Below are 20324 nucleotides of genomic sequence, written 5' to 3'. Positions count from 1 at the left end.
TTTGAAGCCTGCTTCACCCTCATTTCTGTGACAGGCACAGGACTGAGGGATGGTGGGGGCGCTCAAACCTACTGCGACCGCAGCGCCTCGTTCCAACGCTCGATGAGGCGGGTGCGCTTGACCTGATCCAGATAGACCATCAGGCCGGGGCTGACCGGGACCGGCCGCAATTGCGCACCGTGGATGGCCTGCATGGTGTTCGCCGTGTTTTCGCCCGCCACTTCCGGGCTGACGGCGGGGATTTGCAATTGCCGGGCCATGATCGTCTGACCTTCCTTGGACATGAAGAATTCGAGGTAGCGGCGGCCGAGTTCAGGATTGGCTGCGGCTTCCGGCACCAGCCCGATGCGCGACATCACGACGGTATAATCCTTCGGCAGAACGATGCCGACATCCGGGTGGCGTGAGGCCCAGTCTGCCGCGTAGGAGCCGAGAATATTGTAACCCATCACGAAGCGGCCGTCGGAGACGCGCTCCAGAATGGCCGAGGAGGTGGAATAAACCTTCACACCCGCGGCACCCATGGCCTTGATGACGCTCCATATATCGCCGAACTGTTCCTGATCGCGTGACATGAACAGGAAGCCGACGCCGGAGCGTTCGATGTCATAGGTCGCGATACGGCCATGCACCTCTTTGGCGTGGCGTTCGAGATAATCGACAAATTCGGCGCGGGTGGCGGGCGGCTTTTCGGTGGTGAAGCTTGGCTTGTGATAGACAAAAACCGCCGGCTCGAAGGTCAGCGCATAGGCGGTGTTGCGCCAGTTCGCCCAGGCGGGCCAGCGGGCGCTCATGGCGAGATCCGACCGCTGGGCATAACCGTCATTGCTCAGCTTCACCTGCAGGTCCATGGCCGAGGAAAAGGCGAAATCGGCGGTCTTCTTGCCGGCGTCGGTTTCCTTGACGATACGGTCGTAGATTTCGCCGGTCAGCATATCCTCATAATGGACGGCAATATCGGGATTGGCCTTCTGGAAACCCTCGATCATCGGGGTCGCCAGCGGTTCGTCGAGCGAGGAATAGACCACCAGTGTCTGCGCATCCGCCTTGCCGGAGGGAGCCGGAAAAACGACGGCCTGGGCAAGCGCAGGCGAGGCCATGCAGAGACAGAGACAGAGAAGAAGGCAGATACGCATGGAAAAGATCATGCCGCAGGCGCTGGCCATTCACAAGCGGTAAGGGTCTGGTTAAACTCGGCAATGTTGCAGGAGGAAGATTTGCGTATTTTGCTGGTCGAGGACAATCAGGTGCTGTCGGAAGGGCTTTCGGCGCTTCTGCGCGGCAGCGGTTATGCGGTGGACGTGGTTTCCGACGGCGCCTCCGCCGATGCGGCAATTACAGCGGAAAGTTTCGATCTGGTCATTCTCGATCTCAACCTGCCGGAAATGGATGGCATCGAGGTGCTGCGCTCCATGCGATCGCGTCAGGACAAGGCGGCGGTGCTGATCCTGACGGCGCGCGGCACGCCGGAAGAAAAGGTCAAGGGGCTCGATCTCGGTGCCGACGATTACATGATCAAGCCCTTCGATATCACCGAATTCGAGGCGAGGGTGCGGGTGCTTCTGCGCCGCAATGCGGGGCTGCGCTCTTCGGCGCTGAGTTTCGGCAAGGTGCTGTTCGATCTTAATTCCCGCACCTTTTCGGCGGACGGTCGCCCGCTCGATATTCCGGCGCGCGAAGTGGCGCTGCTGGAGGTGTTGTTCATGCGGGCGGGCAAGGTTGTCGCCAAAGAGGCGATCGTGCAGTCACTGACAGGTTTCGACGACGATATTTCCGCAAATGCCATCGAGCAATATGTCAGCCGCCTGCGCAAGCGGCTCGCGCCGCACGGGCTGACGGTGAAGACGGCGCGCGGCATCGGTTATTATCTCGAAAAGCTGCCGGAGATGGCTGAATGATACAGGCCGCCTATTCGCTCAGGCGGCGACTTCTAGGCTGGCTCCTCATCTCCACCGCCATCATCGGCTGCGTTGCGCTGACCGATACATGGCGCGAGGCGGTCAACACCGCCAATGTGGTTTCAGACCGGGTGCTTTCCGGTTCAGCGCTCGCCATTGCCGAGCGGGTGGTGGTGGCCGAGGACGGTTCGCTGGAAGTGGACATTCCCTATGTGGCGCTGGAAATGCTGACATCGGCTGCCCAGGACCGGGTGTTTTACCGTGTCGACGGGCCGAACGGGCAATTCCTCACCGGCTATCAGAACCTGCCGACGGTCGCGAACCCGAAGGGTGATACGCCCGCCTATCGTGATGCCGTGTTCCGAGATGAACCGATCCGCATCGCTGCCATCAGGCGTTTCGCTTCCACTGGCATTAATTCCGTGCCCTTTTCCGTCACGGTTGCCGAAACCACCATTGCCCGCAGCCAGCTGGCGCAGGCAATCATCCTGCGCTCGGCGCTGCGCCTGCTTTTGATGATCGTCGGGGCGGCGATCATCGTCTGGATCGCGGTGACGATTTCGCTGCGCCCGCTTTACCGGCTCAGTGAAGCCATTGCCGAGCGCAGCCCGAACGATCTGCACCCCATCCGCCAATCCGTGCCTGTCGAGGTGGAAAATCTGGTGGAGACGGTCAACTCCTTCATGGTGCGGCTGCAATCGGCGCTGGATGCGCTCAGGCATTTCACTGGCAATGCCAGCCACCAGCTGCGCACGCCGCTTGCCATCATCAGCACCCAGCTGGCTCTTTCCGCCCGCGCCGCCAGCCTTGAGGAAGCGCAGGCGGCGGCGCTGAAGGGTGGGGCGTCCGTTGCCCATGCCGAGCATATTCTTGCCCAGCTTCTGCGCATGGCCAATATCGATGCTGCCGGCTCCAGCGAGAAACATGATTTTTCCGCGATAGACCTCGTGGCTGTGGCGCAGAACGTGACGGCCGATTTCGTGCCGCGGGCCGCTGAGGCGGGTATCGATCTCGGTTTCGAAGGCGAGGTCGAGGCGACCATTCTCGCCGAACCGCTCTTGATCGGCGAGTTGATCGGCAACCTCGTTTCCAACGCCATCAATTATGCCGGTCGCGGCGCGGAAGTCACCGTCCGCGTGGGCAGGGAGACGGGCGTCGTCTGGCTGGAAGTGGAAGATAACGGCCCAGGCATCCCGCCTGAAAAACGCGCCATGGTGCGCCAGCGCTTCGCCCGCGGCGAAGAAAACGCGGCCCCCGGCGCCGGCCTCGGCCTTGCGATCATCGAGGAGATCGCCGGGCTGTTCGGCGGGCGGCTGATGCTGGAGGATGGTGCGGGTGGGCGTGGGCTGAGAGCGCGGGTGGTGTTTGATGGAGCGGAGAACGCATCGTAGACTGCGGGTTGTCAGGCGGCTGTATCCGCAGGTGATTTCGCCACCAGGGAAAGTTTGTAGCCCAATGCATCGGCGACCTTGGCGATCGTTGCCAGTTCGGGGTTTCCCTCGCCGCTGAGCGCCTTGTACAACGTCTGACGGGGAAGGCCGGTCTGTCTCGAAAGATCGGTTATGCCTTTGGCTCGCGCCACGACGCCGAGAGCGTGGGCAAGCTCCTGTGCGTCGCCGTTCTCAGTGGCGTCTGCTATGTAGGCGGCAAGTGCTTCGTCACTATCAAGATAGCGGGCAGCATCGTAATCGCGTGTCACAAGTGGCATGGTCTCATTCCTTGAGTGCTCGGGCCAATTTCTTGGCTTTGGCAATATCGCGGGACTGTGATGCCTTGTCGCCACCGCACAGCAATATGATCACGACATCGCCGTTCCGGAAGAAATAGACCCGATATCCGGGTCCAAAATCGATCCTGAGCTCACTGACGCCTTCGCCGACCGGCTTTACGTCTCCTGGATTGCCGTCTGCCAGCCTGTAAATGCGCCGTGCGATGCGGGCACGCGCCTGCAGATCGCGCATACCGGCAAGCCAATCGGCAAACTCGCTTGTTTCCCGGATCGTGAGCATGGCCAAATGTAAACCCTGGTTGTCATTCCGTCAATGACGGTTAACTCACCCCATCCGCTCGGAAGCATAGCTTCCCGGGCTTGGCGGGAAGACCACGGTGCGGTTGCCGTTGATGAAGGTGCGGTGGTGGATGTGGGCGTGGATGGCGCGGGCAAGCACCTGGCTTTCCACGTCGCGACCAAGCGAAACGTAGTCATCGGCTGATTGCGCGTGGGTGATCCGCACCGTGTCCTGCTCGATGATCGGGCCTTCGTCGAGATCGGCTGTTACATAATGCGCTGTCGCGCCGATCAGCTTCACGCCGCGCTCATAGGCCTGCTTGTAGGGGTTCGCGCCCTTGAAGCTCGGCAGGAAGGAGTGGTGGATATTGATGATCTTGCCTGACATCTTGCGGCAGAGGTCATCGGAGAGCACCTGCATGTAGCGGGCGAGCACGACGAGTTCCGTGCCTGTTGTCTCGACCAGCTCCATGAGTTGGGCTTCGGCCTTCGGCTTGTTCTCCTTCGTCACCTTGATGTGGTGGAAGGGGATGTCGTGGTTGACGACCACTTTCTGGTAATCGAAATGGTTGGACACGACACCGACGATGTCGATCGGCAGCGCGCCGATCTTCCAGCGATAGAGCAGGTCGTTGAGGCAATGGCCGAAACGGGAGACCATCAAAAGCGTCTTCATGCGCTGGCCGTCCGGATAGATATCCGCCTCCATGCCGAATTTTTCCGCCACCGGCTTGAAGCCGTCGGTGATGGCCTCAAGGGTGGCGCCTTCTTCTGAGATGAAGGAGACGCGCATGAAGAACTTGCCGGTCTCGAGGTCGTCGAACTGCGAACTGTCGACGATGTTGCAGCCTTTTTCCGCCAGATAACCGGAAATCGCGGCCACAATGCCACGGGTCGATTTGCAGGCTACGGTCAAAACATAGGATGTCATTCGTTTTCCCTCAAAGACGTCGCGCCGGCATCAGCCGGCGCAGTTCGGCGCGTTCCATAGCGCAGCTCCGCGGTGGAGCAAAGCGTCAAGACGAACGCAGTCAAAGTCATAGGGCGGGAAAGGGAAGTGCGCCGTGCCGGAAGCGACATGGAATGTTCCATGGCCAGCACGGCGACGCGGGGCTTTTGCGGGGGCGGTCGCCAACCTCAGGCGCGGCGCAGGCGCATTGCCGTGCGGCCGCGGCCGTCGAGCAGTTCCAGCGCGCCGCGGCGCGGCTCCAGCCTGAAGGAGCGGGCGCCTTCCAGCGCTTCGATGAACTGCCGCTCCTGGCGCATGATGTCTGGCGCGCAGGCCATCTGGGTGGAAATCATCCGGCCGAAATCGACACGGTTACGGTTGATCTTCACTTCACCGCCGATGCCGTTACAGCCGGCATTTCCGGAAACGCGGCCTTCGCGGGAGATTTCCAGCGTCGCCTGCCGGCGGCCGCGAACCCTCTCGCCGCGGATTTCCTGCACCAGCCAGCTCCCATCGATACCGGCTTCCGGCTCCGGGCGGCCCGGGCCGGCGCCGACGCGCTCCAGCACGAGATCGGTATCGTCGCGGCCACCGGTCAGGACGGAATAGCGCCGGGTGGTGGTAAAGAGCAGCCGGTCGCGGTCGCGGATTTCGGCGCTCAGCGCATAGGAGCGGCGGCCACGGATGTCGCGGTCGTCATAACGCAGCACGAAGGGCACCGGCACCTGGCCGCGCGGGCGAATGGTGGTTTCGGCAATCGTCTGTGACGGCGCGTCCGCCAGCGACACATCGATCAGGCGCACGGTAACGGTTGCGCCCGGCGGCAGGGCGATGCGTTCGCGATAGGAGACGCTGCCGCGCAGGCTCGCCGGTGCCGCCGCCGCGCCGCCTGCCGCAAAGAGCGGGGCAAGCGCGAGAAGACCGGCGAAACTGCGGCGCGAAAGAAGGGGCTGGTGGTCGGTCATGGTGCTTGCTCCGTGCTGGTTCCGGTGGAATTGAACCGGATGATAAAAAACGGCACTGAACGTGCGATGAACCGGATTTTCAAATCCGGTCAGGTGGACATTTGGTGTGGATGGCAAGGGACCGACGGGAGGATCTATGCCATTTGCATCCCCTCCGCCCTCATTCCTGTGCTTGTCACAGGACACCAGTCGACACGCGTCTGCGTGGCGGGAAGATTCTTTTCAGCCGAAGGACCTGGGCTGGTTGGATTCCTGTGACGAGCACAGGAATGAGGGTGGTGGGAGGCCGCATCGTCCAAGGGAGCAACTCCTTGCCGGCGGCCTCCGCTCAGCTCTCAGCCGCGGAAACCGTTCCGCAGCGCTTCGAACTTCGCCAGTTGTTCGGCGAGCAACTCCTTGTTCTCGTCGCGGCGGACGAACACCTTGAACATGGCGCCGCCGGCGGCATTCATGAACCAGACGGAACAGGAGCGGCGTCCGTGGAAGCCGCGGTCGACGAAGGTGATGCCGGCGCAATTGTCCTTCTTGATGTGACCGCCGATGGGGCTGTCGCCGTGGATGTTGAACCAGCCGTGACTTTCGCTGCCTTCCGGCAGGTGGCCCGGCACTTCCAGCACGATATCGCCGGTCTGCACGATCATCAGGATTTCACCCCAGCCGCGCATCTCGTTCCAGATCGCATCGAAGCGGTCGGCGGCAGCGGAAACGGCCGCACCTTCCGGCAGGATCGCCAAAATCTCGGCCGGCGTCACCTCGGCCTTGGAGGCGATGGCCTCCACGATGCCATCAGGTTTTTCAGCGAGCGCGGCGGCGGCGCGTGCCCGCCTGTCGTCTTCCGTCTTTTGGACTGCAATGCTCATCGGTTAGCCTCAGGCGGCAATCGAACGGCGCTCGCCATTCTTGTCTTCGTGGATGATGACGTCGAAACCTTCGAAATGCGGACCGGAGAGATATTCCACCTTGCCGCGGTTTTCGCCGGCCTTGGCATGGGCGGCGCGAAACTGTTCGGATTTGGTCCAGGCAAGGAAATCGTCCTTGGTGGCCCAGACGGTGTGCGAGGCATAAAGCGTGTGATCGTCCGCCTTCGGGCCCTTCAGCATGTGAAATTCGATATAGCCCGGCAATTCGCTCAGATGCGATTTGCGCTCGCGCCAGATGGATTCGAATGTGTCTTCGTAACCCGGCACGACGCGAAAGCGGTTCATTGCGATAAACATGAAAGTCTCCCTTTAAGTTTCCTGTTTCAGTCAGGATATCGTCCGCGGACGGGGTTGGGAAGGGGTTCACGCCAAAGCGAACAAAAATACTCCACTTATCGATTGCGCGGCGTATAAACATGTGTAAATAACTCAAGATTAGTGGCGCGGGTGAACCTGCGCCGGGTCGTTTTTTCAGGATAACGCCATGTTGAATTCCCGTCTTCGTTCCTTTGTTTTCGCCGCCCTCGTGCCCGCCGCAATTGCCTTTGCCGCGCCGGCCGCCATGGCTTCGGACAAGGGTAATCCGGAGGCTAAACGCATCGTTGCCCTGGGCGGTACGGTTACGGAAATCCTTTATGCGCTGGGCGCAGGAGACCGTATCGTGGCGCGCGACAGCACCAGCAGCTATCCGGCCGATGCGCTTGCAAAGCCTGACGTCGGTTATATGCGGGCGCTTTCTTCGGAGGGCATTCTGTCGCAAAAGCCCGATCTCATTCTCTCCGAAGATGGTTCCGGCCCTGCCGATGTCATTTCCATTCTCAAGGCAAGTGCAGTGCCTTTCGTCACCATCGATACACCGCCGAGCGGTGATGCCATCCCGAAGAAGATCGAGGATGTGGGCGCGGCCGTGGGTCTCTCGGAGAAAGCAAAGGCGCTGGCTGCGGAGACCAAGGCCGGGCTCGATGCCCTTGCCAAGGATGTGGCGGCCGTGCCGGAAAAGGGCAGGAAGCGCGTTCTCTTCGTGCTTTCCACCGCCGGCGGCCGCATCATGGCGGCGGGCAAGGATACGGAAGCCGCAGCGATCATCGAAATGGCAGGCGGTATCAATGCGGCTGAGGAGATCACGGGTTACAAGCCGCTGACGGATGAGGCGGTTATTGCCGCGGCACCCGACGTGGTCTTGAACATGGCGCGCGGCGACCATGCGGCCAAGGCGGATGAGACTTTCGCGCTTCCCGCCTTCCAATCCACGCCTGCCGCCGCCAGCAAGGCCCTCATCAGCATGGACGGGCTTTATCTCATCGGTTTCGGCCCGCGCACGCCGGTTGCAGGTCGTGAACTGGCGCACAAGCTTTACCCTGATGTGGTGAAGCCGTGAGCTTTGCCGTCTTGAGTTCCACCGGGGCCGCAGTTGCGGGCGACAGATCTCGCCAGGGGGGCTTCACCCTTGCCGTGCTCGTCGGCATCCTGCTGTTTGCCTGTGGCGTATCGCTCGTCAGCGGCCCCACGGGTGTCGGCATCTCCGAACTCCTTGCCTATCTCACCGGCGGCGCGGATCAGCTCGATGCGCGTGACAGGGTCATCCTCGAAGCCGTGCGTCTGCCGCGCACGGCGCTTGGCATGCTGATCGGCGCGGGACTTGGTGTCTCAGGTGCGATGATGCAGGGCCTCTTCCGCAATCCGCTGGCCGATCCGGGCATTGTCGGTGTCACCTCGGGTGCGGCGCTGTTTGCTGTTGCGGCGATTTCGCTGGGGGAAGGCGCGCTTGCCGCGGTTGCCGTGTTTTTCGGCCCGCATTTCCTGCCGATCATGGCATTCTTCGGCGGGCTCCTGAACACCTGGGTGCTCTACCTGATCGCTACCAAGGACGGCGCGACCTCCACCACCACGCTCATTCTGGCTGGCATCGCCGTGGCCGCCATCAGCGGCGCACTGACCGGGCTGATGATCTTCGTGGCCGATGACCGGGCGCTGCGCGACATCACCTTCTGGTCGCTCGGTTCGCTGGGTGGGGCGACGCCCGCCAAGGTGCTGGCCACCCTGCCATTCATCATCGTCGTGCTTGCTATCATTCCCTTCGTCGCACGCGGGCTGGATGCGCTGATCCTTGGCGATGCTGCTGCCTTCCACATGGGCATTCCCGTGCAGCGGCTGAAGCGGATCGTCATTCTGGCCGTTGCCGCCGCCTGTGGGGCGAGCGTGGCGGCGGCCGGTTCCATCGGTTTTGTCGGCATCGTCGTGCCGCATCTGCTTCGTCTCGCCATCGGCCCGTCGCACCGTTTCCTGCTGCCGGCCTCGGCGCTGGGTGGCGCTGCACTGCTACTTTTGGCCGACAGTTTCGCCCGCACGGTGGCCGCACCGGCAGAATTGCCGATCGGGGTCGTCACGGCGCTCATCGGCGCGCCGGTCTTTCTGTTCCTGCTGCTCGGACGCGGCGGTTTTTCCATGCGGAACACGCCATGATCCGCGCTGAAAACATCACCCTCATCCGCTCCGGCCGCCGTCTGCTCGATGGTGTCAGCGTCGATCTGAAACCGGGCAGGGTCAATGTCATCATCGGTCCGAACGGTGCGGGCAAATCGACCCTGATGAAGGTTCTTTCGGGCGAGATGGGCACGGAAGCCGGTTCGGTGACCTATAATAATGTCGCCCTGCCGCAATTCACGCCGGTGCAGCTTGCCCGTCTGCGTGCCGTGCTGCCGCAGAATACCCAGCTTGCCTTTCCCTTCACCGCGCTGGAGATCGTGCGTATGGGGGCGGTGGCGCAGGGATCCCGGGCGCCGGAGGAACAGGCCCGCCGGGCGCTTGCCAAAGCGGGGCTGTGCGGTTTCGAGCAACGCTCCTACAACATGCTGTCCGGCGGCGAGCAGCAGCGCGTGCAGTTTGCCCGGGCGCTGGCGCAGGTGCCGAACCCGGTGGAAAATGGCGAGGCGCGGGCGCTCTTCCTTGATGAGCCGACGGCCAGCCTCGATATAGGCCACCAGATCTCCGTGCTGGAAACGGCGCGTGATTTTGCAGTGGGCGGCGGTCTCGTGCTCGCCATCCTGCACGACCTCAACCTTGCGGCGGAGTTTGCCGATCAACTTATCGTCATGCATGGCGGGCGGGTGACGGCAAGCGGTCCTTCGCTGGAAACGATCAGCGACGAGACGATCGCCCGGGTTTACGGCATTGGCGGCGTTGTCGGCCGGCTGCCGGCACGGCATATTCCCTACGTTCTGCCGCAGTCGCGGCATCGCTAGCAGAGCCTGCCTTCAGCTTTCCGGCCGCGTGGCGATGAAAAGCGCGGAGCCGAGCATGACGGCGGCGACGATTGTCGCCCGCAGCGGCGGCGGCTCGCTCAGAAACCAGAAGGCGGCGTAACTCACCGCCATAGCTGAAAGCGCGGCGATCTTGGCGTGGCGGGCAATTGCACCGCGTTCGCGCCAGCGTCGCAACGAAGGGCCGAACCTGGGGTGGGACAGCAGCCAGGCTTCAAGCCTCGGCGAGGAACGGGAAAAACACCAGAGCGCCAGAAGCAGGAACGGCGTGGTTGGCAACACGGGAAGAAACGCGCCGACAATGCCGGTCGCGACCATCAGCCAGCCAAGACAGAGGTATAAAAGGCGCATGCCTAGGCGGTATCATGAGTTCACCACTCAGGATAGAGCGGTGGGCTCAAAACCATGGGGTCCCTTTGCCGCATGTCCCGGCCGCACCATAAATACCAGGGGTTTTTGCCATCACATTTGCCGTGATCGGGCGGGTCTGTCCTGCCTTAACGTGCCTTTAGGGTTGAAAGCGCAGCGCGCAATCCTTATTCCCTTGGGCCGCGATGCCCGGAGCATAACCGGGCCGTCAACAGGAAGAAGAAGGAAAACACCATGGCCAAGCTGATCCACTCGATGGTCCGGGTGCTGGACGAAAAGCGTTCGGTGGAATTTTACAAACAGGCTTTCGGGCTTGAAGTGGCGGAACGCGCCGAGTTCGAGAATTTCACGCTGATCTTTCTCAGCAATGCCGAGGGCGATTTCGAGCTGGAGCTGACCGTCAACCGCGGCCGCGAAGTGCCCTATGCGCTGGGCGACGGTTATGGCCATCTCGCCGTCAGCGTTGCCGATGTTGACGCCGAGCATCAGCGCTTCAACGAGATCGGGCTTTCCCCCGGCAAGATCATCGAGGCCGATTACAAGGGCCAGCCTTTCGCAAAATATTTTTTCATTTGCGATCCCGATGGTTACAAGATCGAAGTGCTGCAGCGCGGCAACCGGTTCAAATAAGCTCTGATGGAGGCAGGCATGGCAGAGGCAGGCGTTAAACTCGAAGACAGCTGGAAGCGCGTGCTTTCCGCAGAATTCGCCAGCCCCTACATGCAAAAGCTGAAAGAGTTCCTGCTTGCCGAAAAGACAGCCGGCAAGCGTATCTTCCCGAAGGGCGCGGACTATTTCCGCGCTCTCGATCTGACACCGCTCGATGAGGTGAAGGTCGTCATATTGGGGCAGGACCCCTATCACGGCGCCGGCCAGGCGCATGGACTGTGCTTTTCCGTGCAGCCCGGCGTGCGCATCCCGCCCTCGCTCGTCAATATCTACAAGGAATTGCAGGCCGATCTCGGCATTCGCCCGGTCGGCCACGGTTTTCTGGAAAGCTGGGCGAAACAGGGCGTGCTACTGCTCAACAGCGTGCTGACGGTGGAAGAGGCCCGCGCCGCCTCGCATCAGGGGCAGGGCTGGGAAAAATTCACCGACGCCGTCATCCGCGCCGTCAACGACGAGTGCGACCATGTCGTCTTCCTGCTCTGGGGTTCCTATGCCCAGAAGAAGGCGGCCTTTGTGAACCAGCGCAAACATCTGGTGTTGCGCTCGCCGCACCCGTCACCGCTTTCCGCCCATAACGGCTTTTTCGGTAATGGCCATTTTTCCAAGGCGAATGCCTTTCTCATCTCCCATGGCCGCGACCCGATCGACTGGCAATTGCCGGAATCGGTGTAAGCCCTCCCTGCATATACTTCCGTCATTCCGGCCGTGAGCCGGAATCCAGCCGACGCGTGTCTGCGCGGCGAGAAGAGTCCTTTCAGCCCAAAGACTTGGGCTGGCTGGATGCCGGATCATGTCCGGCATGACGGGATTCAAAACCAAAATGTCTTTACGCGCGGCAGCCTCCGGTCTAAAGAATACTAGACTATGAAGTGAAGGATTATGCCCGTGTCTCTCCTGTCTGCCGAAACCTCCGTCTCACTGCCCGATCCGCTGTCGATCGTCGATGCTTTCGAGGATCATTTTTCCGAGCATATGGAGATGGAGCGCGAAGGCGCGACGGTTCGGTTCAAGACCGAATACGGCCATGGCCGCTTCAGCGCAGAAGGCGGTCGTTTCGCCGCAAGCGTCAGCTGCATTTCCGAACATATATTGATGTCGGTCAAGGCCATGGTGGCCGAGCATATTGTCGAGTTTTCCGGGGAGACGGGGCTGGATTTCCGCTGGAGCGGCCATGGCGCGCAGCAGCGCGAACTGCCCAATCTTTTCGTCGGCAAGATTGCCCGCGCCTATAATCTGACGCCGCATATGCGCCGGCTGGTGGTTTCCGTCGAAAGCGGCATTGAAAGGCTGATGACGGGCGGCATGCATGTGCGGCTGCTTCTGGTCCCGGATCAGGCCCGAGCGCCGGTCTGGCCTTATCTTGCGCCCACCGGGGCCATCGTCTGGCCGGCGGGCGAGGATCTTCTCACGCGCCGCGTCTACACCATCCGTTCCGGCGATATCGCGCGCGGTGAAGTCCATATCGACTTCGTCATGCATGAGGGTGACCACATGCCGGGCGCGACATTCGGCGCAACGGCCAGGCCCGGTGATGTTCTCGGCATCATCGGCCCGAGCGGTGTCTGCCCGGAGGCCGAACGTTATGTCTTTGCCGGCGATGAGACGGCGCTGCCGGTGATGCTGCGCATGGCGGCCGAAATGCCGGCCGGGAAGAAGCTCAGCGTCTATGCCGAGATCGATGACGAAGCCGAGCGGCAGGAAATCGTTTGCGCGGCAAATGTCGAGTGGACATGGCTCTATCGTCGCGGCAAGGCCGCCGGCACCGCCGGCCTTATTGAAAAAGCGCTGCGCGACCATGCCTGGAGCGGGGACCATGAAGGATTGCACGTCTTTGTCGCCTGCGAAAAATCCGAGGCGAGGGCGGCAAAATCCTTCCTTACCGACGAGATTTCCGTGCCGAAAGCTGCTCTGCGCGCGGTCGGTTACTGGAGCCTGGGTGTCGCTGACGATCATTGACTGGCCCATCGGTCGTTGAACAGTCGGTTTTATCGTTCACCATTCGGGAACAATCCGTTCCCGTTGTCCACTCTATGCCCGAGAGCACTGTTACCCCATCTTTACGCCATGAAAAGGACGGGCCCAACCATGCGGCCCGCCAGGCAAGAAGGGGTTTATCATGCTCAACCAGATCAAGGGCCTGCACCACGTCACATCCATGGCGGCGAGCGCGCGCCAGAACAACAGTTTTTTCACCGATACGCTCGGCCTGCGCCGGGTAAAGAAGACGGTCAATTTCGACGCGCCTGATGTCTATCATCTCTATTATGGCGATGAAGTCGGCACGCCCGGCTCTGTCATGACCTATTTCCCGTTTCCACATATCGCCCGCGGCCGTCCCGGCACCGGCGAAGTGGGCACGACGCTGTTTTCCGTACCGGACGGGTCGCTCGGCTACTGGCAGGAGCGTCTTTCGAAGGCCGGCGTGGATGGCCTGAAGGCCGACGAAGCCTTTGGAAACAAGCGCCTGCATTTCGCCGGCCCCGATGGTGACGGTTTTGCGCTGGTCGAGGTCAGGGATGACAGCCGTGCGCAGTGGATCGGCAATGGCGTCGGTCAGGATCAGGCGATCCATGGTTTTCAGGGTGCGTCGCTGCGACTTCGCGATGAAGGTGCGACGGCCGAGCTCCTGAAATTCATGGGTTATCAGGAAGTCGACCGTCAGGACGGCGTGTTGCGCCTTGGTATGCCCGGCGGCAACGGTGCCGATGTCATCGACATCGAAACCATGCCGAATATATCAGGCGCGCGGCTGGGTGCTGGCTCCGTGCACCACATCGCCTTTGCGGTCGAAAACCGCGAAAAGCAGCTGGAGGTGCGCAAGGCGCTGATGGACACCGGTTATCAGGTGACACCCGTCATCGACCGCGATTATTTCTGGGCGATCTATTTCCGCACGCCGGGCGGCGTGCTGTTTGAAGTTGCCACCAACGAGCCGGGTTTCGACCGCGACGAGGACACCGCCCATCTCGGCGAGGCGCTGAAGCTGCCGACCCAGCATGCGCATCTGCGCTCCGTGCTGGAAGAGCATCTGGAGCCGCTGGGGGATGAGAAGGCTGCTTAATCGCTCGATGGCTTTTGGCAGGATGTTGCCGCGCTTTCTTCTCCCCGGCGGGGAGAAGAAATAAGCGGCACGCGCTCGCTCCACATGGCTGAAGAAGCCGAAGCCGTTAAACCTCTCCTTCCAGAAAGGACTATCCTATGAACAAGGAAACCTATTTCCACAAATCCCGCGCCGGTGCCGCCGGTGCGCCGCTTTTCCTGGTACTGCATGGCACGGGTGGCGATGAGAACCAGTTCTTCGACTTTGGCTCCCGTATTTTGCCGCAGGCCACCGTCCTCTCACCCGTCGGCGATGTTTCCGAACATGGCGCGGCGCGTTTCTTCCGGCGCACGGGCGAGGGCGTTTACGACATGGCCGATCTTGCCCGGGCAACCGAGAAGCTGGCGGATTTCGTCAAGGCAAACCGCGATCATTACCAGTCCGGACCAATCATCGGTCTCGGCTTTTCAAATGGCGCGAATATTCTCGCCAATGTGCTGGTCGAACAACCCGAGCTTTTCGATGCCGCAGTACTGATGCATCCGCTCATCCCGTTCGAGCCGAAGATTTCCCCTGCCAAAGCCACACGCCGGGTGTTGATCACGGCGGGTGAGCGCGATCCGATCTGCCCGGTGCCGCTGACCAAGGCGCTGGAACAGAGCCTGAAGGCGCAGGGTGGAACCGTGGAGACGGTATGGCATCCGGGCGGGCATGAAATTCGCTCCAGCGAGATTGATGCCGTGCGGGAATTTCTCTCGGTTTACGGGGAGTGATGCTGTCTTCCGTCATGCCGGGCTTGACCCGGCATCCAGCCACGGCGCGTCTGTGCCGTGAAAAGAGTCTTTCGCGATCGAGGACTTGATCGCACTGGACCCCGGATCTAGTCCGGGGTGACGGGGCGCGGATGATGTGCATTCGCCCAAACTCAAGGTCATCCTCGGCTCAAGCCCGAGGATGACGGAGGAGGGATTTACTGCTCCGTCAAGTAATCCCTAGACCAGCCTCGTCCCGCCCAGCCTCAACGATACCCGCACTGCTGCAACTGCGCCTCGTAACGCAACGCCATGTTGGCGGAGCGGCGGGCAGCCTTCTGGACGGCTGAATTGTTGCGCCAGCTACCCTTCGCATAACCGGCATGGCCGGAATAATAGGCAAGGTAGAGGTTATAGGGATCGTTCAGTGCAATGCCGTTTTCGCGGCGGCTCTTGGCGTGATACCAGCCGACGAAGTGGATGGCATCGGTGAAATCGGTACGGCTTGCCGACCAGCGGCCGGTTTCTCGCTGGTAAACACTCCATGTGCCGTCGAGTGCCTGGGCGTAGCCATAGGCCGTCGATTGCCGTTTCCAGGGAATGAAGCCCAGCAGCTTGGTGCGCGGAGGCCGCGCATAAGGGCGGAAGGCGGATTCGGTATAGATCGTCGCCATCATGACAGGCACGGGCACGCCGAACTCTCGTTCTGCCGCTTTCGCATCACGCCGCCAATTGTTGAAGATGCCGTTGCGCTGCTCGAAAATCGCACAGGCATTGGTCACCTGCGACGGTGCGGTGGCGCAGCCGGCGAGAACGAGCATCAGGAAAACAACGGCAAATACGCCACGCATAACGGAACCCTTTCGTTCCGTTATTCTTAAATTGCTAACCATTAACGTCGGGTTTTAAGACAAGGTTAATTCAAATGCCGCCGATCGGGCGGGCGTTAACCCGCTGAAAATTCCTGTGGCCGGGATGGGGCGAAACCACCTCCCGGCGCCTTTTTTCAGAATGCGTCATCCCCGCGCGTCCCCGGTGCTGCCAGCCAGACTATACTTTGCCCATACCGGTCATCAGGCGTGCGCGCGGCGCAGGATGGGCGGGGCAGGCGGCCTAAACCGGGGAGTTTCCCGATGTCACGGTCAAGGCGGCCGGCATATGCCCATCCTCCAAACAGGAACCGGTTTGGCGGGCGGGCCATGTGTTTGAAGCCGGGGCTGCATCGTTTGCAAAACCCTCTGCCACCCTTTGATACCCCCGCAGCGATGCGGCCCCTTTTTCTCTTCCCGACGTTGCCGCGGAATCCGCGGCGACGATACCGGCGCATGTTCATAAATCGTGCCCGCTGTACAAAAATGAAAACCGGTAAAATTGTAGCAATCGGCTTAAAGCGGCTGAAAACAGTGTTGTGCCATTGTGGGATCACAGACAGAGAACGTCCCTTGAAAGAGATGCTTCACAACTAAATCGAGACCGGCACAAGCCGGCGGATCGCAAAACGGGGTATGAAAATGCTGAAGAAGATTATTGCTGCCGCCATCTGCGGAATTGCCGTTGCTTCCATGTCCAACCATGCCGACGCGGCTGGCGCTGCCGGTTTTGCCCGCGGTTTTGCCGCCGTCGAGAAGTCCGCCGTTACGCAGATTGGTGTTTCCGCACCTGATGGTTTCGATGGCTGCGTCCTTTCCGCCGGTCAATGCGTTTCGACCATCGCGGCGCCGCTGACGGCCGAGCGACGTGAGGAACTGTTGCGCGTCAACCGCGATGTGAACACCACCATGGGCGCGCTCGACGATTATTTTTCCGGTCTCGCAACCGATCTTCCGGCAACGCCTTCTGCAAACCTTGGGGATTGCGGTGACTGCGCCGCGATCAAGCGCGCCGCCCTTGCCGGCGCTGGCTGGTCTTCCAGTGCGTTGCGCCTTGCCTTTTCGCTGAACAATGACGGATCGCTCGAAAAAGTGCTGATCGTCACCACCGATAAGGGCGATATCGTCCTTGGCAATGTCGCCCTTTCTCCGGTCGAGCGCGAAACCGCGCTTTAAACCCATCCTTTCATGCCTGCCAGACTGCGCCGGTTTTCTGACCCTGTGGGTTCAGGAAGCCGGCGATTTTTTTCGTTCCGCCACGGCAATGCCGGCCAGCGCCATGATGAGCGCTGCGATCTGGTAGGTGTGCAGGGTCTCACTGAGCACGACGACCGACAGCAACGTGCCGAAAACCGGCACCAGATTGATGAACAGGCCGGCGCGATTGGCGCCGATCTGTTCCACGCCCTTGATGTAAAGGATCTGTGCGATGAGCGACGCAAAAATGGCGGCATAGACCACCAGCACCCAGCCCTTCTGATCCGGCCAGACGACGCTGTCGCGCGACATTTCCCAGAAGACCAGCGGTACCGACGTAAGCAGTGCGAAAAAGGCGGGGATGGCCATCAGCGTCCGCCAGTCGACCGTGGGTTTCCAGCGCAGGATGACGGTGTAGATGGCATAAACCAGCACGGCGAGCAGCATGACGGCGTCGCCGACATTCATTTCCAGTTGCAGCAGCGAGACCGGATCGCCATGCGAGGCGAGCAGCGCCACGCCTGCAATGGTCAGGCAGAAACCGGCGATCTGGCCGAACAGCACCCGGGTACGGAACAGGATGAAGTTCAGAACAAAAATGACCATGGGAATGCCGGCCTGTATGACGGCGGCATTGATGGCCGAGGTGTGCTGCAGGGCGGTGTAGAGAAATACGTTGAAGGCCGTGTAACCGACGCTGCCGAGCACGAAAAAATAGGGCAGGCGTTTTTTCACCACCGGCCAGTCCTTGATCAACTGCGGCACTGAAATGGCAAAGATGATGGCGACGGCGAAGACCCAGCGCAGGAAGGTGAAGGCCATGGGGCTGATGTGGCCGACGGCGAGCTTGCCGGCAACAGTGTTGCCGCCCCAGCAGAGCGTGGCGATGATGAGGGCGATATAGGCTTTCGAAGGCACGCTGATGTTTCGCTTCTTCATAAGGGCGGGAAAACGGTGAGGGGTGAGCGGCGGCCTTGCACCCGCGCTTGGCCGCCCACGGGGCGAGATAATGCGGGAAATCCGCGGCTTGTCACGGAAAAAGCAAAATTCTCCATAAGAAACAGGGTCGCTTTCCGTAAAACAACACAGTATACATTCGCGGGTTTGGGTTTCCCATCGGGTTATCGGGCGTGCAAGCGCCATGAGCAGGAAAGCAAGAAATGACGAATGTTGTGGTGGTCGGCTCGCAATGGGGCGACGAAGGCAAAGGCAAGATTGTTGACTGGCTGTCCGAGCGGGCAGATGTCGTCGTGCGGTACCAGGGCGGTCACAATGCCGGCCACACGCTTGTCATTGATGGTGTCAGCTACAAGCTTTCGCTTCTGCCGTCCGGCGTCGTGCGTCCCGGCAAGCTCGCCGTCATCGGCAATGGCGTCGTCGTCGACCCGCATGCGCTGATCGCCGAAATCGGCCGTCTGGAAGCGCAGGGCGTCAAGGTTACCCCGGAAAACCTGCGTATCGCCGACAATGCCACGCTCATTCTGTCGCTGCACCGTGAATTGGACGGCATGCGCGAGGACGCCGCCTCCAACAGCGGCACCAAGATCGGCACCACACGCCGTGGCATCGGCCCGGCTTACGAAGACAAGGTCGGCCGCCGCGCTATCCGCGTCATGGATCTCGCCGACATGGAGGCGCTTTCCGCCAAGGTCGATCGTATCCTGACGCATCACAACGCACTTCGTCGCGGTTTCGGTGCAGCCGAAGTCTCGCATGAAACGATCATGGAAGAGCTGGGCTCGATTGCCGAGCGCATCCTGCCGTTCAGCGAAACCGTGTGGCTGCTGCTCGACAAGAAGCGCCGCGCCGGTGCCCGCATCCTGTTTGAAGGCGCGCAGGGTTCGCTGCTCGATATCGACCACGGCACCTATCCCTATGTGACCTCTTCCAACACCGTAGCCGGCCAGGCCGCTGCCGGCTCGGGCATGGGTCCTGGTTCGCTGGGTTATATCCTCGGCATCACCAAGGCTTACACCACGCGCGTTGGCGAAGGCCCGTTCCCGACCGAACTCAATGACGAAATCGGTCAGTTCCTGGGTGAAAAGGGTCATGAATTCGGCACCGTCACGGGCCGCAAGCGCCGTTGCGGCTGGTTCGATGCCGCGCTGGTGCGCCAGTCGGTTGCCACCAACGGCATTACCGGCATTGCGCTCACCAAGCTCGACGTTCTCGACGGTCTGGATGAGCTGAAAATCTGCGTCGGCTACAAGCTTGACGGGCAGGAAATCGATCATCTTCCGGCCAGCCAGGGCGCGCAGGCGCGTGTGGAGCCGATCTACATCACGCTGGAAGGCTGGAAAGAATCTACCGTCGGTGCCCGAAAATGGGCGGATTTGCCTGCTCAGGCAATCAAATACGTCCGGCAGGTGGAGGAACTGATCGGGGCGCCGGTTGCGCTTCTGTCGACAAGTCCCGAGCGTGACGACACCATACTTGTGACTGATCCGTTTGAGGATTAATGTCCTCGGCGATCTAGATTCATAAACCATATCGGGCCGGTACGTCGCCGGTCACGACGAGAAAGTGCTTATGGCGGATTTTGTAGCAGTCATTCGCAAGGCCGTGGATGGCTTGGCGAACAATACTCCCGAAAACCGGGCGAAGGTTTACGACAAGGCGCGCAGTGCGGTTGTGCGCCAGCTCGAGAATATGAAGCCACGTCCGCCGGAAGAATTGTTGCGCCGGCAGATCGCCAAGCTGGACGCCGCCATTGCCGAGGTGGACAGCGAATATGCCGAGGCGCTTCCGGCGCTGGAGGAGGATGACGCGTTCTCCCCCGTCGCCGAAGACGCGGCTGCGCCTTACCACCAGCACGAAATCGAAGAAGACGACCGCGCGGCGCATGCCGCCGAGCCTGTTACGCACGAAGCGCCGGAGCAGGTTTATGAAGAGCCCGCTCCCGTCGAGGCCGACGAGCGCGAGCCGGTCTACGAAGAGCAGGCCACCGAAGAAGAACCCGGCCGTGAAACGCCCGTAGCCGAGCGGGATGAGCAGGTTTACGCTGAGCCACACGAAGAGCCGCGCGTAGAACAGCATGGCGAAGCCGAGCCGGAAGAGCTTTATGAGGCGCCCGCGCCCGTGGCGCCGGTATCGCCCGTCGCTTCCGACGAGGTGCATCAAACCTATTTCACCCGTGCGGAGGAAGAGCCGGCCTATCGTTCGGCCGACGAGCATGATCGTGAATTCGAAACCGCACCGCTCGCAGAGGATGCGTCCGTTCCGGCCCACTGGGCGCAGCCGGTGGATGAAGATGACTGGCGCAAGCTGGATGAGGCGCGGGACGAGGACCTGCGCGCGGCGGACGATTATGCCGACAGGCGCGCCGAGGCGGATGAGCATCCGCTCGTTGCCGATTATCCCGCGCATCATTATCAGGAACCGGAAGTGACGCTGGATCCCGAAAGGCGGGACGATGCGGATCAGCGGTT

General features: G+C 61.2%; 22 protein-coding genes and 1 pseudogene. 13 read left to right on the top strand and 10 right to left on the bottom strand.

The window, feature by feature from the left end:
* Positions 1-68 precede the first annotated feature (68 nt).
* Positions 69-1136: an ABC transporter substrate-binding protein gene (locus DOU54_RS07735; RefSeq protein WP_006700422.1), complete on the bottom strand. Its 1068-nt coding sequence runs from the start codon at positions 1134-1136 to the stop codon at positions 69-71.
* A gap of 81 nt (positions 1137-1217) precedes the next feature.
* Between DOU54_RS07735 and DOU54_RS07730 the strand changes: the two genes are divergently transcribed.
* Complete coding sequence (locus DOU54_RS07730; RefSeq protein ID WP_004443444.1) at positions 1218-1898, top strand: response regulator; 681 nt, start codon at positions 1218-1220, stop codon at positions 1896-1898.
* Positions 1895-3289, top strand: a complete 1395-nt coding sequence (locus DOU54_RS07725) for a sensor histidine kinase (RefSeq protein ID WP_113380783.1) — start codon at positions 1895-1897, stop codon at positions 3287-3289. The genes DOU54_RS07730 and DOU54_RS07725 overlap by 4 nt, the downstream gene beginning before the upstream one ends.
* Before the next feature lie 11 nt (positions 3290-3300).
* Here the strand turns inward: DOU54_RS07725 and DOU54_RS07720 are convergent, their stop codons facing one another.
* The 6 genes from DOU54_RS07720 to hmuQ all read right to left on the bottom strand — a co-directional run bounded on the left by DOU54_RS07720 (position 3301) and on the right by hmuQ (position 7037).
* On the bottom strand, positions 3301-3606 hold the full coding sequence (locus DOU54_RS07720; protein ID WP_004443440.1) for an addiction module antidote protein: 306 nt from the start codon (positions 3604-3606) through the stop codon (positions 3301-3303).
* A 4-nt stretch (positions 3607-3610) separates the two neighbouring features.
* Positions 3611-3907 (bottom strand): type II toxin-antitoxin system RelE/ParE family toxin, encoded by a 297-nt coding sequence (locus DOU54_RS07715; protein ID WP_113380782.1) that lies wholly within the window; start codon positions 3905-3907, stop codon positions 3611-3613.
* A 45-nt stretch (positions 3908-3952) separates the two neighbouring features.
* Entirely contained in the window at positions 3953-4837 is an 885-nt protein-coding gene (gene purU / locus DOU54_RS07710) for a formyltetrahydrofolate deformylase (protein WP_113380781.1), read from the bottom strand.
* Positions 4838-5043: 206 nt separating this feature from the next.
* Positions 5044-5820, bottom strand: a complete 777-nt coding sequence (locus DOU54_RS07700; protein WP_077987252.1) for a YbaY family lipoprotein — start codon at positions 5818-5820, stop codon at positions 5044-5046.
* A gap of 335 nt (positions 5821-6155) precedes the next feature.
* On the bottom strand, positions 6156-6680 hold the full coding sequence (gene hutX / locus DOU54_RS07690) for a heme utilization cystosolic carrier protein HutX (protein WP_022556829.1): 525 nt from the start codon (positions 6678-6680) through the stop codon (positions 6156-6158).
* Between the two features lie 9 nt (positions 6681-6689).
* Positions 6690-7037, bottom strand: coding sequence for a heme-degrading protein HmuQ (gene hmuQ / locus DOU54_RS07685; RefSeq protein WP_004429958.1), 348 nt, complete (start codon positions 7035-7037; stop codon positions 6690-6692).
* A 187-nt stretch (positions 7038-7224) separates the two neighbouring features.
* On the opposite strand from hmuQ, the gene DOU54_RS07680 reads away from it, so the two are divergent.
* From DOU54_RS07680 to DOU54_RS07670, 3 genes are read left to right on the top strand one after another with little or no spacing between them, the layout of a single operon-like run.
* Positions 7225-8118, top strand: coding sequence for a heme/hemin ABC transporter substrate-binding protein (locus DOU54_RS07680; RefSeq protein WP_113731030.1), 894 nt, complete (start codon positions 7225-7227; stop codon positions 8116-8118).
* Complete coding sequence (locus DOU54_RS07675; RefSeq protein WP_113380779.1) at positions 8115-9203, top strand: FecCD family ABC transporter permease; 1089 nt, start codon at positions 8115-8117, stop codon at positions 9201-9203. The genes DOU54_RS07680 and DOU54_RS07675 overlap by 4 nt, the downstream gene beginning before the upstream one ends.
* Entirely contained in the window at positions 9200-9982 is a 783-nt protein-coding gene (locus DOU54_RS07670) for a heme ABC transporter ATP-binding protein (protein WP_113380778.1), read from the top strand. Before DOU54_RS07675 ends, DOU54_RS07670 begins: the two co-directional genes overlap by 4 nt.
* Positions 9983-9994: 12 nt before the next feature.
* Here the strand turns inward: DOU54_RS07670 and DOU54_RS07665 are convergent, their stop codons facing one another.
* The gene (locus DOU54_RS07665; protein ID WP_113380777.1) at positions 9995-10351 is read right to left on the bottom strand and encodes a YbaN family protein; all 357 of its coding nucleotides are present in this window, start codon (positions 10349-10351) and stop codon (positions 9995-9997) included.
* Positions 10352-10603: 252 nt separating this feature from the next.
* On the opposite strand from DOU54_RS07665, the gene DOU54_RS07660 reads away from it, so the two are divergent.
* The 5 genes from DOU54_RS07660 to DOU54_RS07640 all read left to right on the top strand — a co-directional run bounded on the left by DOU54_RS07660 (position 10604) and on the right by DOU54_RS07640 (position 14851).
* Complete coding sequence (locus DOU54_RS07660) at positions 10604-10999, top strand: VOC family protein (RefSeq protein WP_113731028.1); 396 nt, start codon at positions 10604-10606, stop codon at positions 10997-10999.
* A gap of 18 nt (positions 11000-11017) precedes the next feature.
* Positions 11018-11710: a uracil-DNA glycosylase gene (gene ung, locus DOU54_RS07655; RefSeq protein ID WP_004443416.1), complete on the top strand. Its 693-nt coding sequence runs from the start codon at positions 11018-11020 to the stop codon at positions 11708-11710.
* A gap of 207 nt (positions 11711-11917) precedes the next feature.
* Positions 11918-12994, top strand: a complete 1077-nt coding sequence (locus tag DOU54_RS07650) for a siderophore-interacting protein (RefSeq protein WP_048902747.1) — start codon at positions 11918-11920, stop codon at positions 12992-12994.
* Positions 12995-13154: 160 nt separating this feature from the next.
* Positions 13155-14099 carry a VOC family protein gene (locus DOU54_RS07645; protein ID WP_113731026.1) on the top strand — a complete coding sequence of 315 codons (945 nt, stop codon included), beginning with the start codon at positions 13155-13157 and terminating at the stop codon, positions 14097-14099.
* A gap of 137 nt (positions 14100-14236) precedes the next feature.
* The gene (locus DOU54_RS07640; protein ID WP_113380775.1) at positions 14237-14851 is read left to right on the top strand and encodes an alpha/beta hydrolase; all 615 of its coding nucleotides are present in this window, start codon (positions 14237-14239) and stop codon (positions 14849-14851) included.
* A 245-nt stretch (positions 14852-15096) separates the two neighbouring features.
* Here the strand turns inward: DOU54_RS07640 and DOU54_RS07635 are convergent, their stop codons facing one another.
* Positions 15097-15681 carry a transglycosylase SLT domain-containing protein gene (locus DOU54_RS07635; RefSeq protein ID WP_004443407.1) on the bottom strand — a complete coding sequence of 195 codons (585 nt, stop codon included), beginning with the start codon at positions 15679-15681 and terminating at the stop codon, positions 15097-15099.
* Between the two features lie 660 nt (positions 15682-16341).
* On the opposite strand from DOU54_RS07635, the gene DOU54_RS07625 reads away from it, so the two are divergent.
* Positions 16342-16875 carry a transglutaminase-like cysteine peptidase gene (locus DOU54_RS07625; RefSeq protein ID WP_113380813.1) on the top strand — a complete coding sequence of 178 codons (534 nt, stop codon included), beginning with the start codon at positions 16342-16344 and terminating at the stop codon, positions 16873-16875.
* Positions 16876-16926: 51 nt separating this feature from the next.
* On the opposite strand, the gene DOU54_RS07620 is transcribed toward DOU54_RS07625, so the two are convergent.
* Positions 16927-17814, bottom strand: coding sequence for a DMT family transporter (locus DOU54_RS07620; protein ID WP_006700330.1), 888 nt, complete (start codon positions 17812-17814; stop codon positions 16927-16929).
* A gap of 242 nt (positions 17815-18056) precedes the next feature.
* On the opposite strand from DOU54_RS07620, the gene DOU54_RS07615 reads away from it, so the two are divergent.
* Both DOU54_RS07615 and DOU54_RS27960 read left to right on the top strand, forming a co-directional pair.
* Complete coding sequence (locus DOU54_RS07615) at positions 18057-19355, top strand: adenylosuccinate synthase (RefSeq protein ID WP_004443399.1); 1299 nt, start codon at positions 18057-18059, stop codon at positions 19353-19355.
* 70 nt (positions 19356-19425) lie between these two features.
* Positions 19426-20324: pseudogene (locus DOU54_RS27960) on the top strand (hypothetical protein); the annotation flags it as partial.

Source organism: Agrobacterium sp. MS2, from assembly GCF_003261015.1.
Lineage (GTDB): Bacteria > Pseudomonadota > Alphaproteobacteria > Rhizobiales > Rhizobiaceae > Agrobacterium > Agrobacterium pusense.
The sequence above is the reverse complement of the archived record's forward strand: the minus strand, read 5'-3'. Positions and strand labels throughout refer to the sequence as shown.